General features: G+C 58.7%; 8 protein-coding genes. 7 read left to right on the top strand and 1 reads right to left on the bottom strand.

Annotated features, from left to right (window positions below; genetic code table 11):
• Positions 1–125: 125 nt before the first annotated feature.
• Positions 126–2,774: a YadA-like family protein gene (locus GSQ93_RS37285; protein WP_158941219.1), complete on the top strand. Its 2,649-nt coding sequence runs from the start codon at positions 126–128 to the stop codon at positions 2,772–2,774.
• Positions 2,775–3,304: 530 nt separating this feature from the next.
• A complete protein-coding gene (gene ltrA / locus GSQ93_RS37275) occupies positions 3,305–4,672 on the top strand; it encodes a group II intron reverse transcriptase/maturase (RefSeq protein WP_158941218.1) in 1,368 nt (455 codons plus the stop codon).
• Between the two features lie 107 nt (positions 4,673–4,779).
• Here the strand turns inward: ltrA and GSQ93_RS37270 are convergent, their stop codons facing one another.
• Positions 4,780–5,625 (bottom strand): MurR/RpiR family transcriptional regulator, encoded by an 846-nt coding sequence (locus GSQ93_RS37270; RefSeq protein WP_158941217.1) that lies wholly within the window; start codon positions 5,623–5,625, stop codon positions 4,780–4,782.
• A 299-nt stretch (positions 5,626–5,924) separates the two neighbouring features.
• On the opposite strand from GSQ93_RS37270, the gene edd reads away from it, so the two are divergent.
• The 5 genes from edd to GSQ93_RS37245 all read left to right on the top strand — a co-directional run bounded on the left by edd (position 5,925) and on the right by GSQ93_RS37245 (position 16,644).
• A complete protein-coding gene (edd, locus tag GSQ93_RS37265) occupies positions 5,925–7,844 on the top strand; it encodes a phosphogluconate dehydratase (protein ID WP_158941216.1) in 1,920 nt (639 codons plus the stop codon).
• Positions 7,841–8,476, top strand: a complete 636-nt coding sequence (eda, locus tag GSQ93_RS37260) for a bifunctional 4-hydroxy-2-oxoglutarate aldolase/2-dehydro-3-deoxy-phosphogluconate aldolase (protein WP_158941215.1) — start codon at positions 7,841–7,843, stop codon at positions 8,474–8,476. The genes edd and eda overlap by 4 nt, the downstream gene beginning before the upstream one ends.
• A 263-nt stretch (positions 8,477–8,739) precedes the next feature.
• Positions 8,740–10,101, top strand: a complete 1,362-nt coding sequence (locus tag GSQ93_RS37255) for a GntP family permease (RefSeq protein ID WP_158941214.1) — start codon at positions 8,740–8,742, stop codon at positions 10,099–10,101.
• Between the two features lie 10 nt (positions 10,102–10,111).
• A complete protein-coding gene (locus GSQ93_RS37250) occupies positions 10,112–10,606 on the top strand; it encodes a gluconokinase (protein ID WP_158941213.1) in 495 nt (164 codons plus the stop codon).
• Between the two features lie 626 nt (positions 10,607–11,232).
• Positions 11,233–16,644 (top strand): Ig-like domain-containing protein, encoded by a 5,412-nt coding sequence (locus tag GSQ93_RS37245; protein WP_158941212.1) that lies wholly within the window; start codon positions 11,233–11,235, stop codon positions 16,642–16,644.
• Positions 16,645–17,035 lie beyond the last annotated feature (391 nt).

Below are 17,035 nucleotides of genomic sequence, written 5' to 3'. Positions count from 1 at the left end.
ATCCTCTAAGTGTCCACGTGGACACCTAGCATCAGAGTGCAGCGATTTCTACACAAGGGCGCTACTGATGGATCGCATACGGTACAAGTACAACGGACGCAGTGAACCTGGGTCAGGTAACGACGATGCTGAAGGGCCTGACGCCGACTCAATCGCAGCAAGTGTTGAAGTCGGGTGTTGCGATGTCGATGTTAGGTGCCTCGGCACAAAACTGGACAGACGTGCTGGCAACGGGTGATACGGACAAGTTGGGACAGACGCAGGCGGTCGGTACGGACGCAATGGCGATTGGCCTCAACACGCACGCTACGGATGCGCAAGCCACGGCAATTGGTCAGAATGCCTACGCTACAGCGCAGGGCGCAGTAGCAATCGGTAACGGTGCGATTTCGAACGGTATCAACGCAACGGCAATCGGCGTAAATGCCAGCGTTACCGGCCTCCGCGCTTTGTCGGCTGGCTTTACTGCGGTCGGCGACGGTCAAGATTCGATCGCGTTCGGTTCGAATTCTTTGGCGTCTGGCAACTCAACCATTGCAATCGGTTCTGGTGCAACGGCGGTCAAGGCTGCGACAGGCTCGATGGTGATCGGCAATGCATCCCTCGTACGGGGCACCAACACGATCGTGCTGGGTAGCAACGTCGATTCAGCGGGCAACAACAGCATTGTGCTCGGTGCAGGCAGCGATGGCTCGCTGGACAACGTTGTGTCGGTTGGTGGTACGGCAGCAGGAACGCAACGCAGGATCGTGAACGTGGCTGCTGGTACCACGACCACGGACGCTGTGAACCTGGGTCAGATGACTACGGCAATTAGCGCAGCGGCAATTGCTGGCGGTGGTGGTGACACGTTCGTCACGCAACCTGCAGGCGCTACGGGTGATCTGCTGGTTGGTACAGCAGTTGCCGGTACGCATGTGAACTTTGCTGGCACGAGCGGCAATCGTGAACTGATCGGTGTAGCAGCAGGCACGACGGCTACGTCGGCTGTGAATCTGAGCCAGTTGACGCCGGTTGTTACTGCGTTGGGTGGTGGTGCAAAGGTTGATCCTACGACGGGTGCCGTTACGGGTCCGAAGTACGCGGTTCAGGGCGGAAACCAATCGACGGTCGGCGACGCATTGACGGCACTCGATGGTGGCGTGAACGCAATCAACACCAAGATTGCCAACGTTGGTCCGAGTCTGGTTACGCAATCGGCTGCTGGTGCTGATCTGCTGGTGGGTTCGGCAACGGACGGTGCGCATGTGAATTTCGCGGGCACAGCAGGCGCTCGTGAACTGATCAATGTAGCTAACGGTACGACACCTACGTCGGCAGTGAACCTGAGCCAGTTGACGCCAGTCGTTGCAGGACTGGGCGGCGGCGCCGCGATCGATTCGAAGGGCAATGTAACTGGCCCGACGTACACCATCCAGGGCTCGACGGTCAACAACGCTGGTGACGCATTCAAGAAGGTCGACACCACGTTGACGGACCTGGGCACCACGGTTGCCGGCATCACGGGTTCAACAGGCAACGGTCTGGTCATTCAAGACCCTGCGACGGGTGACATCAAGGTTGGCGCTTTGAATGGTGGCACCGTGGTCGACATGACCGGTACGGCGGGTGCACGCAGGATTACTGGTGTAGCTGCCGGTAGCCTGGATGTGTCGAGCGTTGACGCAATCAACGGTTCGCAGCTGAACTCGGCAACGTCGCAACTCGCGACGGCGATCGGTGGCGGCATGCAGGTTGACAGCAAGACGGGCGCAATCACCATGCCTTCGTTCAGCGTCGGTGGCAACACGGTGTACAACGTCGGTGATGCAATTACCAACCTTGACGGCCGTACGACCAGCAACGCAAACAACTTGATCCAGTTGCAAGATCAGGTCAACACGATCTCGACTGGTGGTGGAGTGGCAACGCCGAACGCAGTTGCGTACGACTCGTCAGCACATGACAAGCTGACGCTTAGCGGAACAGCTGCTGATGGCACCGCGACGACGACGAAGCTGTCCGGTTTGACGAACGGCAACTTGGCAGCGGGTAGCACGGATGCAGTAACCGGCGACCAGTTGTACGCTACCAACGCGGAAGTCGCTTCTCTGCAAACCGCAGTGCAGAACGCGTCCACGACCGGCAACACGAGTATCGGTATCAACGGTACGAACGGTGTTGACGGTGCACCGGGCACGCCGGCAGCGGCTGCTTCGGCAACCGGCAACGACGCAATCGCCATGGGCGACAACGCTTCGGCTTCTGGCGATCACGCAGTTGTGATTGGTGGCGGCGCGAGCGGTACGGGTGACGGCACGATCGCTATCGGCGGCAACGCTGGTGCGTCGGGCAAGGACTCGATCGCTATCGCTATCGGTAACGGCGCTACGGCTCCGGCTAACAACGCAGTTGCGTTGGGTGCTGGTTCGGTTGCAGACCGTGACAACAGCGTGTCGATGGGTTCGCAAGGTAACGAGCGTCAAATCACGAACGTGGCAGCTGGCACGCAAGGTACGGACGCAGTCAACCTGAACCAGATGAACTCGGCAGTGGGCGGTATTGCTCGTAAGGCGTACAGCGGTATTGCGGCAGCCACTGCGCTGACCATGATCCCGGACGTCGATGCGAACAAGACGCTGTCGATCGGTATTGGTGGCGGTACGTTCCAGGGCTATGCAGCAACGGCCATTGGCGGTACGGCTCGTATCACGCAGAACATCAAGGTGCGCGTGGGCGCGGGTTGGTCGGCAGCGGGTACGACGGTGGGTGCTGGTGCTTCGTACCAGTGGTAATCGGAGTCTGATCTGAGAGAAGTCCGGTTCGCAAGAGCCGGGTTTCTCGAAGGATCGGTCTTGTAGGTTATTGCTGTATTCTTAGATGTCAAAAAGCGGGCTCTTCTTCGGAAGAGCCCGCTTTTTTTGTGTGCGCCCAGCATGGGCGCAATCTTGGAGGTGCGAGTCCTCCCGTGAGTTGACCACAGCGAACGAAGCGAAGCGCAACTGCGTGAGGGTGACCGAGCGTGGGGAGGAAGCGTGGAGCGAAGCCGCGAGCCGATGGACAAGAACCGGATAGAAGGCGGTGCCGATCAGGGCGAGCAGGCACGAAACTGCGAAGCTCTCGTGGTCAAGGATCAGGTGCTGTAGATCCGGCGGTTGTGCGGTGAAGGATTGCGTTCTTACCTGGGGAGATCTCGCCTCGTGCCTGAAAGGGCGACGGCGTCGAGTCGGAGCGAGAAGTCAGCAGAGGCCGTACTAGTCACAGGATAGGCCGGTGAGGCTGAAGCTAGTGATGAAGGGCCGAACGAGAAGGAGTGTTCAGCGTCATGTCGATGTGGCAGGCATTGCGTCAGATGCCCGTGCAAACGGGGCGAGCGGGAGTAGCGCGCGGTGAAGCTGCGCGTGTACCCGTGAGTGACGAAGCTTGCCGCCCGCGGCATGAATCCGGGAACACAGGGTCGGCGCTACTGGAAGCGGCGTTGACGAGAGAGAACCTGAAGCAGGCGTTTAAGCGGGTACGGGCAAACAAAGGCGCTGCGGGTGTAGACGGTCTGGATATCGATCAGACCTCCCGACACCTGGTGACGGTGTGGCCTGTGATCCGCGAGCAATTGCTAAAGGGGACGTACCGGCCGAGTCCGGTACGGCGAGTGACGATTCCGAAAGCGGACGGAGGCGAGCGCGAGCTGGGCATCCCGACGGTGACGGATCGGCTGATCCAGCAAGCACTGCTGCAAGTGTTGCAGCCGATTCTGGACCCTACCTTCAGCGAGCATAGCTACGGCTTTCGGCCCGGGCGCAGTGCGCACGACGCGGTGTTAACCGCGCAGTCGTACGTGCAGTCTGGGCGGCGGGTTGTGGTGGACGTGGATCTGGAGAAGTTCTTCGACCGGGTCAATCACGACATTCTGATTGACCGCTTACAGAAACGCCTTGGCGACGCCGGAGTCATCCAGTTGATCCGGGCGTATTTGAACAGCGGCATCATGGATGACGGGGTGGTGCAGCAAAGACATCAGGGCACGCCGCAAGGCGGGCCGCTATCACCATTGCTGGCCAACGTGCTGCTCGATGAGGTGGATCGGGAATTGGAAAGGCGGGGTCATTGCTTCGTGCGCTACGCCGACGATTCGAACGTGTATGTTCGTAGCCGCCGTGCAGGTGAACGAGTGATGGCACTGTTGCGACGCTTGTATGGTCGGCTGCGCTTGAAGGTCAACGAGACCAAGAGCGCGGTGGCGAGCGTGTTCGGCCGCAAGTTTCTGGGCTACAGCTTGTGGGTAGCTCCGGGCGGTGTAGTGAAGCGCAAGGTAGCGGCCAAACCGCTCCTGGCGTTTAAGCGTCGCATTCGTGAACTGACCCGCCGTTCTGGCGGGCGCAGGATGAAGGAGGTGGTGGAACGGTTACGGCCTTACGTGTTGGGGTGGAAGGCATACTTCAGGATGGCGCAAACGCCCGGTGTGTGGTCGGCACTAGAGGAGTGGATGCGTCACCGGCTGCGCGCTATCCAGCTTAAACACTGGCGCCATGGCCTTACCATCTACCGGGAACTCCGTGCGTTGGGTGCATCCGCTGAAACAGCGCGCCAGGTGGCGGCGAATAACCGTTGCTGGTGGCGCAACAGCGACCGTGCTCTCAAACGCGTGCTCACTATCGCCTACTTCGATCGACTGGGGGTACCTCGACTCTCCTAACCTCAACTTCTCGAACCGCCCGGTGCGGACCCGCATGCCGGGTGGTGTGGCAGGGGTACGGCCTCTTGGCCGTCCCCTATGCCGATCTTTCAGAAAGTCAGCGAGGGTTAATTCCCCACGCGGCGCCTATCCAGAACACCCTTCGCCTCCGCCAGCTTTTCCGCAAACTCAGGGCCACGCGCCAACGCCACGCCCACAGCCAAAATATCGCCGATAGCCAGATGCGATACACGCGATGTCATCGGTGAAAAAATGTCCGTGTCTTCATCCACGTTCGCGAACAATCCCACGCTTGCCATGCGCGCCAGCGGCGAATTGCCGTGCGTGATCGCGATAACTTTCGCACCGCCAGCCAGCGCCGATTTCACCGCGTCCAGGATGTCCCGCGTGCGTCCCGTATTCGAAATCACCACGACCACATCGCCGGCACCCAACAACGCCGCCGACGTCGTATACGTATGCGGATCGGAATACGCAACACTCGGCACGCCCAGCCTGAAAAACTTGTGCTGCACATCCAGCGCGGCGATTCCCGAACCGCCGGCGCCGTAAAACTCGATACGCCGTGCATCGGCGAGAAGAGTAATTGCCGCCGCCACGCTATCCGACGACAAGCTATTGCGCACTTGCAGCAACGCGCCGATAGTCCGATCAAGCACCTTCGCCGCGACGCCCGCAGCGGGTTCATCAGCGCGCACGTCGCGAAACACTGCTGGCGCCGGGACATCGGAGGCAATGCTTTGCGCCAACCGGATCTTGAATTCGCGAAACCCCGAAAACCCCAGCGCCCGGCAAAAACGCGCAATGGTCGGCTGACTCACGCCGGCTCGCGTGGCGAAGTCGGTCATTGCGAGATCGAGCACCTCGCGTGGCGCTTCCATCACGTAATCGGCGAGCTTGCGCTCGGAGGGGCGCAACTGCTCGCGCATTGCTTCGACTTGGGACAGCAACATCGCGAATCTCATCCTATGCTGGAAATGCGTGGACTATAGCTGATTAGCCGAAATGTACAAAAACTACAAGAACAAACATTGATCACAACCCATTCAGCAACGGTAATAGGTATCCAAAGTAAGGCTTCACATAAGACATCAGCGCAAAGTTAGGGTTTTCCAGATGGAATGTATGTAGTTTTTCTACTAGAATTGCCGTCGTGGCGCGGGAATGTCTCAAAAACAAAATCGACCTTTCTCCCGCGACCGTTCAACCTGGCGTCAATCGCCCGCTCGCCGCCCCAGGCGAAGGAGTTTCGATGGTTTCCCCGCATTCGCATCTAAACAAAGTCACCCAGCGCGTGATCGAGCGCAGCAAGCCAACGCGCGCCGCCTATCTGGCGCGCATCGATAGCGCCCAAGGCCACTTCCCAGCACGTGGCGCGTTGTCGTGTGCAAACCTTGCGCACGGATTCGCCGGCCTCGAAGGGCAGGAAAAAATCTCCATCAAGGCGATTCGCGAGCCGAACATCGGCATTGTTTCGTCTTATAACGAGATGCTGTCGGCCCACGCGCCATTCAAGAATTACCCCGACATCATCAAGCACGCTGCGCGCCAAGCGGGTGGCGTCGCGCAATTCGCGGGCGGCGTCCCGGCCATGTGCGACGGCGTCACGCAAGGCAATGCGGGCATGGAACTGTCGCTGTTTTCGCGCGAAGTGATTGCAATGAGCACGGCCGTCGCGTTGACCCACAACATGTTCGATGCCGCGCTGTGCCTCGGCATCTGCGACAAGATCGTGCCCGGCCTGCTGATTGGTGCGCTGCAATTCGGCCATTTGCCGACCATCTTCGTGCCGGCCGGCCCTATGACGAGCGGCCTCACCAACGACGATAAAGCCAAAGTCCGCCAGCAGTTCGCGACCGGCGCGTGCGACCGCGACGCGCTGCTCGAAGCCGAAGCGGCCGCGTATCACGGTCACGGCACCTGCACGTTCTATGGCACGGCAAACAGTAACCAGATGCTGATGGAAGTCATGGGCCTGCATCTGCCGGGCTCGGCGTTCATCCACCCGCACACGCCTCTACGCGACGCGCTCACCGCCGAAGCGGCAAAGCGTGTATTGGAACTCACGGTGGATCGCGGTCATTACACGCCGGTGGGCCATGTTGTCGATGAAAAATCGATCGTCAACGGCATCGTCGCGTTGCTGGCAACGGGCGGTTCGACGAATCACACGCTCCACTTGGTGGCAATTGCCCGTGCGGCGGGGATTGTGATCGACTGGAATGATTTCGATGAACTCTCGCAAGCCGTCCCGCTCGTCGCGCGGATCTATCCGAACGGCAAGGCCGATGTGAACCATTTCCACGCGGCGGGCGGCATCGCGTTCCTGGTTCGCGATTTGTTGGAAGGCGGTTTGCTGCACGAAGACGTTAAAACCGTCGCGGGCGAGGGGTTGAAGCATTACACCCGCGAGCCAAAACTGATCGATGGAAAACTGCAATGGGTCGATGGCACCGAAACCAGCCACGACACCAAAGTGCTGCGCAGCCACAAAGAACCGTTTGCACCCGATGGCGGTCTGCGCCTGATGCACGGCAAGCTCGGCCGCGGCGTGATCAAGATTTCGGCGGTGGCGGACGCGCACAGGCATGTAAAAGCGCCGGCGATTGTTTTCGAGTCGCAAGAACAAGTGCAAGAAGCGTTCGATAACGGCGAGCTGAAGCGCGATTTCGTGGCTATCGTGCGCTTCCAGGGCGCGCGTGCCAACGGCATGCCGGAGTTGCACCGGTTGACGCCGCTTCTCGGCGTGTTGCAGGATCAGGGCTTCCACGTCGCGCTGGTGACGGACGGGCGCATGTCGGGCGCGTCGGGCAAGGTGCCGGCGGTGATCCACATTTCGCCTGAGGCGCTGCTGCATGGTCCTATTGGCAAGGTGCGCACGGGCGACATGATTGTCATCGATGCAAACAAGGGCGTGCTGGATGTCGAGATCGACGAGCACGAATGGGCGGCGCGTGAAGTCGAGCAGCCGAAACATCAGGCGGCGAACGAAGTCGGTTTCGGGCGCGAACTTTTCGGCGTATTCCGTGCTGCGGCCATGCCGGCGGAACTGGGGGCATCGGTATTCGGTCCCATGGTCGGCGAGAACGCATCGTGCGACACGGCAGAACATGCGGCGCAGGTAGCGCACACAGCACACGCAGCACACTCAACAGGAGCAGCAGTCAAATGAAAACGGTAAGCGAAATCGTGCGTCTGGGTCCGGTGATTCCGGTCCTCGCCTTCGAGTCGGTCGAGCAGGGTGAAAACGTGTCGCGTGCGCTGCACGCGGGCGGCGTCAAGGTGCTGGAAATCACGCTGCGTACGGCGGCGGGGTTGGAAGCTATCGAAAGGGCGAGCCATCTGGCTGATGATATCGTGGTCGGCGTAGGCACGATCACGAAGCCCGAGCATTGCGCACAGGCGAAGAAAGCGGGCGCGCAATTCGGGGTATCGCCGGGATTGACGAAAGAGATTCATCAAGCCGCGCTCGATTGCGGTCTGCCATTGCTGCCGGGCGTGATGACGCCGACCGACATCATCCAGGCGATGGAATTCGGCTACGAAATCGTCAAGCTGTTCCCGGCGCAACAGGCGGGCGGCGTGTCGATGTTGCAAGCGCTCAACGGACCGTTCCCGGGCCTGAAATTCTGTCCGACAGGCGGCATCACTGCTGAGACGGCGCCGAACTTCCTGACGCTGCCGAACGTGGTGTGCGTGGGCGGATCGTGGTTGACGCCGAAGGCCGCGTTGGCTGCGCAGAACTGGGAAGAAGTGACGCGTCTGGCGCGCGCGGCAAGCCTCCTGGCGCCCGTCAAAGCCTGAATCCACGCATCACCTGAAAACCGGAAGCCCCAAAAAAGCCTTTGCGGCGCACGTGTCAAACGTGCCGCAAGGGCTTTTTCACATTCGGCAACGCTTACTGCGCAGGTTTCGGGCGCTGCAAGTAAAATCCCGTCTCAGTTACTCGCCGATTGCGCGTGCGCATGCCAAATCCATGCATCCATAAATGCTTGAATGAATGCTTGAACAACGGCAAACGCACCCGCTGACCCAACAAAAACGCTAACAACCGAAGGAGGCGTGTCATGGAGCCTGTTCACGGCAGCATGCTGCTGGTGTACGCGGTTATCGCTATTGCGCTGCTGATCCTGCTGATCACGCGATACAAGGTTTACCCGTTTCTCGTACTGATCATCGTTTCATTGTTATTGGGTCTTGCAGTCGGCATGCCGATGGACAAGATCGTCAAGGCTTTCGAAACGGGCAATGGCAACACGCTTGGGCATATAGCCATTGTGGTGGGCCTTGGCACCATGCTCGGCAAGATGATGGCCGAATCCGGCGGTGCCGAACGTATAGCGAATACGCTGATCAACTGGTTCGGCGAGAAATACATTCACTGGGCCATGATGTGTGTGGCGATTATCGTCGGCTTGCCGGTGTTCTTTGAAGTCGGTTTCGTGCTGCTGATTCCCATTGCGTTCAACGTCGCGAAACGCACGAAGAAGTCGCTGTTGCTGATCGGCTTGCCAATGGTCGCCGGACTCTCCGTGGTCCACGGCCTGATCCCGCCGCACCCCGCCGCGCTGCTCGCCGTGCAGGCGTATCACGCGGATATTGGCCGGACGATCATGTACGGGCTGATTGTCGGTATTCCCACGGCGATTGTTGCCGGTCCGTTATTCGCGCTGTTGATCCACAAGTACATCAAGCTGCCGGAGAACAACCCGCTGGCATCTCAATTCATCGATACCCGCAAGGAAGGCGAAACGCGCGAACTGCCGGGTTTCGGCATTACGTTATTCACTATTCTGCTGCCGGTGATCCTGATGCTGATCGGCAGTTGGGCCGATCTGATCTCCACGCCAAAGACGCTGCCAAACGACTTGCTGCATTTCTTCGGCAATTCCGATGTCGCGTTGCTGGTCGCTGTGTTGTTCAGCTTCTGGAGCTTTGGGGCATCGCGTGGATTCGATCGTGCGCAGATCCAGAAATTCTGCGGCGACTGCCTCGCGCCTATCGCGGGGATCACGTTGATCGTCGGCGCGGGTGGCGGCTTTGGCAACGTGCTGCGCGAAAGCGGAATTTCGCAGCAACTGGTGGCCACGGCATCGGCTGCGCATTTATCGCCGTTGCTGCTCGGCTGGTTCGTGGCCGCGCTGATCCGCCTTGCCACGGGTTCGGCGACCGTCGCCATGACGACCGCGTGCGGCATTGTTGCGCCGATCGCGGCGGCATCGAACGGCGCGGTCAGTGCTGAATTGCTGGTGCTGGCAACGGGTTGCGGCTCGCTGATTTTCTCGCACGTGAACGACGGCGGTTTCTGGCTCGTGAAGGAGTACTTCGGCATGACGGTCGGGCAGACCTTCAAGACGTGGTCGCTTTGCGAGACGATTATTTCGGTGATGGGTTTGGGACTGACTTTCGCGCTCGCGACGGTCGTGTGAGGAGATTCTGATGATATTGATCGTGATGGGTGTATCCGGGTGTGGCAAGACCACCATTGGCGAAATGCTGGCCGAACGGCTGAAGTGCGATTTCGCCGATGCCGACAGTTTTCACAGCCAGGCGAACAAGGACAAGATGCACAAGGGCATTCCGCTGACAGACGATGACCGCTGGCCGTGGCTCAAGGCCATTCGTGCTTCGATTGTGCAGAAGCAGGCGGACGGCACCACGCATGTGTATGCGTGTTCGGCGCTGAAGCACGTCTACCGCGATATTCTGCGCGACGGCGACAAGGACGTGACGTTCGTGTACCTGAAGGGAACGGCGGAATTGTTGAAGGAACGGATCAAGACTCGCAAGGGCCATTTCTTCGATCCGGCATTGTTGCAAAGCCAGCTTGATACGCTGGAGCCACCCGGAGCTGATGAAGCCATTGAAGTGGATATTATGCTCACACCGGAAAGTATTGTGGACACCGTATTGATGGAAATGAAGCGTCGCTGAGTTTGATCTTGAGAAGGCAATATGATGGTGTTTTAAAAAAAGCGGGTTCAGTGCAATGCTGAATCCGCTTTTTTTCTTCAAAGACGGATCATTCAATCAATCGCATATTGGTTCCCGGCGTGGTCCGTTGTTCAGCGCATGGCTGCCTGCAGAAGTATGACCGTGCATTACAAGATGCGTGAAGCCTCCGCGCAATAAAATACATTGCGAAGGCTGTTCGCGAAACGCTTGCGCAAGACAGTCAGAAAAGACCTCCAATCTCTCAGACGTACCGTTATCAGAACCTCGATTCGAGAAATTCGCCATTTCAGTACCGTGCTTGAACGCCAACTGGTGGGCATGTAACGTAGAGCGCGCTAAAGATTCTGTTCTGCCAAATAAAATTTCAGCGTGGGTTTTACCCAAGCTGAAAGAAGTTGTTTGTTTGCCCACCCGACTCCCTGTGCCATGTATTTAGGACTTTTCCTGTAGGACTGCATCGTCTTGCCGGTCAGAATCCAGCTTCACGTGTTGGGACTCAATGTTTCGCAATCCGACTCGTTTACCGGGGACCGCATGAGCGATGCATTTCGGCGTCTCGCGCAGCTCCGCGTCCTTTCGATCTCAATGTAATAAAAGGTAATGACATGGCACTTCAAACAATCGATCCGTCCCAGGCGGTCATCACTTCCGTTGGCGGGGCCGTAAGCGGCGGCACGGCAAGCAGCGCGCAGCCGGTCATTACCGGCAAGGCTGACGCGGGTGACATCGTCAAGGTTTATGACGGCGTCAAGCTGCTCGGCTCGGCCACGGTCGGCGCGGACGGCACCTGGTCGTTCGCAACCACCGCGACCCTGAAGGGCGGCACGCATAATTTCATCGCTATTGCGGCTGACACGGCCGGTAACATTGGCGCGTCGTCAGTACCCTTGACCGTGTCGATCGCGACTACGGTAGTCGCACCCGCAGCGCCGGTCATCACGGCATTGACGGACAACGTAGGCACCATCACCGGCCCTATCAAGAATGGCACGGTAACGGACGACACGCGTCCTGTGCTGACAGGCACGGGCGTGGCCGGCAACGTAGTCATCGTCTATGACGGCTCGAAGCCGATCGGTTCGACCACGGTTGGCGCAGACGGGAAATGGAGTGTTCAGCCGGCCACGCCGCTGACCGACGGCGCGCATGACATCTACGCGACGCAAACCAATTCGGCAGGCGCGAGTGGTCCCTCGACCGACATCAGCTTCAAGGTCGACACCACCACGCCGGCCACGCCTGTTCCGGTCGTGACCAACGACACCACGGGCCAGCCGATTGTCCCGGGCACGCCGACGAACGACGCAACGCCGGACATTAGCGGCAAAGGCACGCCGGGCGACACCATCACGGTGTACGACAACGACACGCCTATTGGTTCGCTCATCATTCCTTCGAACGGCGACTGGTCGTTCACGCCTTCGCCGAAGCTGCCTGACGGCCCGAACGCAATCGTGGTGATTGAAACGAATCCGGCCGGCACACCGAGCACGCCTTCGGTGCCAATCAACGTGAACGTAGACACAACCGTCCCACCGAAGCCTGCCCTGCCGGTCATGACGGATGACAGCGGTCACGTGATTCCTTCGGGCAGCACAACCTCTGACGCACACCCAATCATCAGCGGCGAGGGCACACCTGGCCACACCGTTACAGTGTTTGACGGCGATACCCCTATTGGCACGGCGATTGTCCAGCCGGACGGCGAGTGGTCATTCAAGCCGACCACGGACTTGTCCAACGGCACGCATCCCATCACGGTCACCGACACGAATCCGGCCGGCACGTCGAGCGAACATTCGGACCCAGACAGCCTGGTCATCAACAGCGTGGCACCGTCAGCGCCGATCATCACCAGCCTGGTTGACGCGGTGGGCGCAATCACCGGTCCGATCACCAACAACATGACCACGGACGACCCGAAGCCTACGCTGAACGGAAAGGGCGTTGCAGGTGACGTAATCACTGTGTATGACGGCGCGATCGTGCTGGGTACGCTCACGGTTCCCGCAGGCGGCGTATGGAAGTTCACACCGACCACGGCATTGCTGGACGGTCCACATGACATTTACGCCACCGAGACCAACTCGAAGGGCACGAGCGGCCATTCCACGGACATCTCGTTCACGGTAGACACAACCGTTCCCAGCGCCCCGGTCATTACTAACGCGACTGATTGGCTCGGCGATAACCCGATTGTCCCGTCTATTCCTATAGGCGGGATCGTGCCGTCGCCGGACGTGGTCATCAACGGTAAGGCCGTTGGGGGCAGTGTCGTGTATGTGTATGACGGAATTATTCTGATCGGTTCAGCGGTCGCTGCAGGAAATGGCAAATGGAGCTTTGAGAACCCGTCTTTTGCGGAAGGTCTGCACGATATCAGCGCGACTCAGAAGAATGCCGCAGGTACGGAGAGCGCGCATTCCAACCACTGGACCTTTGCGATCGACTCCAGCGTGCCGGCCAAGCCGGCCACCCCAATCCTGACCGACGACGGCGGCCTTTCAATTCCCGCGGGCTCTACCACGACTGACGGTCACCCGAACATCAGCGGCACGGGCAAGGCAGGCGACATCATCACGGTGTACGACGGCGCGACCCCAATTGGTTCGGCCAAAATTGGTGACGACGGGAAGTGGACGTTCAAGCCGGCCACGGATATGTCCGGCGGCGCGCACAGCATTTCTGTCACGGACACGAATGCAGCAGGCACGACGGGACCGCACTCGGATTCGGTTCCGTTCACCTTCGGGGCAATATCGATCCCGACCGAAAGCGTTACTATTACCACCATCACCGATCATACAACGGGGGGGAATGTTCCTAGCGGCGCTTCGATATCAGACCCACTGCCGTCGCTATTGGGCTACGTGTCCCCGGCGTTGGCAGCAGGTGAGACGATTTTTGTGTACCTTGACGGCGCGAAAGTTGGCTCGGTAGTTATGAATGGTCAATATTGGACTTTCCAGCAAACAGTTCCTATTGGGATGGGAAGTCACGCTTACCAAGCGCGAGTAGAAAACAGCGCTGGCAGCAGTGCATTTTCGGCGCCGTACTCGTTCAATGAGGTCGCGCTCGCACCGGCCACGCCGCCTGCGCCCACGCTGACGAATGACAGCGGTGCGGCTATTCCGGCGGGCAGCACGACGTCTGACGCGCATCCGCATATCAATGGCAAGGGTACGGCCGGCGACACGATCACTGTGTATGACAACGGCAAAGCTATTGGCACGGCAATCGTTGCACAGAACGGCACGTGGACATTCACGCCAACGAGCGACATGACCCCGGGCGGTCACGTCTTTGCCGTGACGGATACGAATCCGGCAGGCACCGCGAGCAATATGTCGCCGTCGACCAGCGTCACCATTGATACTTCCACACCCGCGAAACCGCCCGTTCCGGTCCTGACCGACGACAGCGGTGCGTCAATTCCCGCAGGCTCGACCACGACTGATGGCCATCCGCATATCAGCGGCGCAGGCACGGCAGGCGACATCATCACGGTGTACGACGGTGCGACGGCGATTGGCTCAGCCAAGATTGGCACGGACGGCAAGTGGACGTTCACGCCGACCAGCGATCTCTCCAGCGGCGCGCACAGCATTACTGTCACGGACACGAATGCAGCGGGCACTACAGGTCCGAAGTCGGATCCGGCCGCGTTCACTTTCACAGTGTCACCTGTAGCCCCCACCGAAACCACCACGATCACGAGCCTGAACGATCACACGTCCGGCGCCAATATTCCGGCAGGCGGATCGACCAGTGACACGTCGCCGGTGCTTCACGGCACTATCTCGTCGCCACTGCTCGCTGGTGAGCAAGTAATCATCTGGCGCGACGGCGCCAACAAGGGTGCCGCGACCGTGAACGGCACTAGCTGGACGTTCCAGGATTCGGGCTTGGCGGTTGGATCGCACACCTACCAGGCGCGTGTTGAAGGTAACGGCGGAGCAGGACCGACGTCAAATACCGTTATCATCAACGAGGTCAGCCCAGGCCCTGTTCTCCCGCTTGAAACCGTCTCAATCACCGGCCTGTGGGACCACAATCTGAACTCGGCAATACCTGCGGGCAGTTCAACGAAAGATACAACGCCGTCGCCAATGGGCACGTTGTCTTCTGCGTTGCTCACCGGCGAGACCTTGGCGGTTTATCGTGACGGACAGAAGGTCGGCAACGCCAAGATAACGGGTTTAACTTGGAGTTTTGACGACTCGAACGTGGGTGTAGGAAGCCACAGCTATTACGCCCAAGTGGAGAACTCAGCCGGCGCTGGTCCGCGCTCAACCACATTTACGTTCACCGAGGCTTCGTCAGTCCCTGTTGCCCCGCTTGAAACCGTGGCAATCACCGGCCTGACGGATCACACGTCCGGCGCCAATATTCCGGCAGGTGGATCGACCAGCGACACATCGCCGGTGGTTCACGGCTCGGTGTCTTCTTCGTTGCTTGGTGGCGAGAGCATTACGGTGTACCGCGACGGCATGACTCTTGGCACGGCCACCGTGTCGGGAACCAGCTGGACGTTCAACGATTCGAACGTGGGCGCGGGAAGTCATACCTATTACGCGAAAGTTCGGAACGCAGCGGGTGATGGTCAGCTCTCGAGTCCGTATTCGTTCACCGAGGCTTCGCCGGCTCCGGTTGTCCCTACCGAAACCGTCTCAATCGCCAGCCTGACGGATCACACGACCGGCGCCAATATTCCGGCGGGTGGTTCAACGTATGACTCATCGCCGGTGGTTCACGGCACGGTGTCGTCGCCGTTGCTTGCTGGCGAAACGCTTGTTGTCTATCGGGACGGTGTGCAACTGAGCGGGACCGGGACCATGGTCGGAAACACGTGGTCGTACAACGATTCAGGGGTGGCGCCGGGAACCCATACCTATACGGCTAAAGTGGTGAATAGCGCTGGCATGTCCTTGCCGTCAGCGGCATATTCGTTTTACGAGGCGAGCACGGGGCACGGCGGTACGGTGCGCTTTGAAAACATGCTGGTGAATGGGAATAATGGCTACATGATGACTTTCGATTTCACCGGAATTGCCGTTCCGCAGTTGGGCTACCTCTTTATGGATTGCTCGGGTGCAGCGAAAAATAACAACAATACCACGTGGGCGGTAAGTCAAGGTTCAGGTACGATTCTTACGGTGTACAACCTCGGTTATATAACGGGTGGCATATATAACTTCTACTGGAGTTTGACGGACCTCTTCGGCGGGCCTAACAGTACTCTTATTTACAGCACCACTGATGCCCAAATGCGGGCCATGGCCAATAGTAACGCTTATGGAACCCTGTCCAATGTGTCGGCGATAACGTCAGGGACGACGATAAAGGCGATAGCCTCCATGGACTTAAATGCTGATCACTCCGGTGACGCGAGTTCGTTAGCTAGCACCGACGCAACTGATCATTCGGTTCAAGCTAGCAATGTCGCAATCGACCCTTCCAGCAGTGCTACGTCGCAACACACGGTCGTAGAGGATCATCAGGCCTTCAAGGGAATCAGCGGCCATGACACTGTAGATTTGAACGTAGACCCAACGGTCTACTTCAAGGAAACCACTGCTCACATTGAGGGCAGCACGGTGCATCCGGTCGACGCAACAAGCGCAGCGCCTGCCGTGAACACGCTGCACCTGACGGGCGACCATCAGGTTCTCGACTTGACCTCGCTCACCGGCCAGACGGCGGCGGCGAAGATTTCGGGTATCGAAGTGATCGACCTGGGCGGTCAGCACAACACGCTGAAGCTGTCGCTGGTTGACGTGCTGAATCTGGGCGAAACCGACCTGTTCCAGAAGGACGGCAACAAGCAGATGATGGTGAACGGCAAGGAAGGCGACGAGGTCGATCTGTCGAACTCGCATGTTGCGGGTCTGGCTGATGGCGAGTGGCAGGCACACGGCACGGCGGATGTCGGCGGCGTAACGTACAACGTGTACGAACACGCCGGCGCACATACCGAATTGCTGGTTCAGCAAGGCGTGCAGGTTGTTGTGCATTAAAGGAGTAAAACCCGCTTTCGCCAAGTGAGGAAAGCGGGCTGTTTGAAAGCAGCAAGAAAAGCCGTTTCAGGAAGTTTCTGAAACGGCTTTTTTATTGCGCAAGCGTAAGCAATTTGGGAGTTTGAGTAGCGCAACGCTAGTCGAAAAACTAGCCGAGCCTCTTATGCCCACTCGTACCAAGATAGACGTTACATGCCGCGAACCGCAATACATGGCTTCATAGTTGGAATAGATCAGATTGCGTTTAGCACCGCGCTATAGACTCCATATGAATGAATTGTTGTGGCAGCCTCAACCCGCTATCAATCTATAAAATAGTTTCGTTATCCGTATGGTTTGAAAAACTGACACTGAAAAATAATTACTTTTCTCCGCAAGTGCGCCATATTGG

It is taken from the genome of Burkholderia sp. S171 (assembly GCF_009766085.1).
Lineage (GTDB): Bacteria > Pseudomonadota > Gammaproteobacteria > Burkholderiales > Burkholderiaceae > Caballeronia.
Note: the sequence above shows the minus strand (reverse complement) of the source record. Positions and strands in the feature narration are given on the sequence as shown.

Bases quoted from the DNA above. Each gene is read 5' to 3' on its own strand.
- GSQ93_RS37285 (WP_158941219.1), top strand. From the start codon at position 126: ATGCTGAAGGGCCTGACGCCGACTCAATCGCAGCAAGTGTTGAAGTCG.
- ltrA (WP_158941218.1), top strand. From the start codon at position 3,305: ATGTCGATGTGGCAGGCATTGCGTCAGATGCCCGTGCAAACGGGGCGA.
- GSQ93_RS37270 (WP_158941217.1), bottom strand. From the start codon at position 5,625: ATGTTGCTGTCCCAAGTCGAAGCAATGCGCGAGCAGTTGCGCCCCTCC.
- edd (WP_158941216.1), top strand. From the start codon at position 5,925: ATGGTTTCCCCGCATTCGCATCTAAACAAAGTCACCCAGCGCGTGATC.
- eda (WP_158941215.1), top strand. From the start codon at position 7,841: ATGAAAACGGTAAGCGAAATCGTGCGTCTGGGTCCGGTGATTCCGGTC.
- GSQ93_RS37255 (WP_158941214.1), top strand. From the start codon at position 8,740: ATGGAGCCTGTTCACGGCAGCATGCTGCTGGTGTACGCGGTTATCGCT.
- GSQ93_RS37250 (WP_158941213.1), top strand. From the start codon at position 10,112: ATGATATTGATCGTGATGGGTGTATCCGGGTGTGGCAAGACCACCATT.
- GSQ93_RS37245 (WP_158941212.1), top strand. From the start codon at position 11,233: ATGGCACTTCAAACAATCGATCCGTCCCAGGCGGTCATCACTTCCGTT.